The sequence below is a fragment of the uncultured Streptococcus sp. genome (assembly GCF_901875575.1).
Taxonomy (GTDB): Bacteria; Bacillota; Bacilli; order Lactobacillales; family Streptococcaceae; genus Streptococcus.
This window is the reverse complement of sequence record NZ_CABFMF010000064.1, coordinates 1-538: the sequence shown is the minus strand read 5'-3', so window position 1 is coordinate 538 and position 538 is coordinate 1. Positions and strand designations below refer to the sequence as shown.

The following is a 538-nucleotide window of genomic DNA, read 5'->3' as shown; positions in this document are numbered from 1 at the left end:
TCTTGAAAATAGATTTGTATCTGTTCTTGAAGTTTGGCGGAGAATTTCTCTGTCGCTTTCTTCCCCACGAAACTATATTTGTTGGCTCTTAGTCCCGTCAATAAACAAGCAATCTAAGGTCACTAACTCTTCCATTTTTAAACGAAGATTGAGGTCGATGAAAAGATTACGAATGAGTTCGTTCTTCCATCCCTTCAGCAACACGAAAACAATTGATGGCGCGATAGCTGACAACTAACTGTCCTGTTAGGTACTGCATAGCCAAATTTTCAATCATCATTTTTTCAATTTTTCGACCAGAGAAAATCCCTTGTGAATAGGCAAATAAAAGAGTAGATACAAGCATTTTAGGATGATAAGACGGGCAACCAAAGGAATGATAGAAGGCGTGGAAGTGACCATCTTCCAAGGTGTTCACCACTTTTTCAATAGTAAAGACGAGATGGTCTTGTGGCAAGAAAGAACTGATTTCTAGTGGTAAAGTTGTTTGATTTGTGTTATAGTGAATATGCATGGGATAGCCTTTCTAAATGGTTTA

At 37.9% G+C, this 538-nt stretch carries 1 protein-coding gene; it reads right to left on the bottom strand.

From position 1 onward, the window contains the following. Positions 1–166: 166 nt before the first annotated feature. A complete protein-coding gene (locus QZ114_RS08555; protein ID WP_295502203.1) occupies positions 167–514 on the bottom strand; it encodes a transposase in 348 nt (115 codons plus the stop codon). Positions 515–538 lie beyond the last annotated feature (24 nt).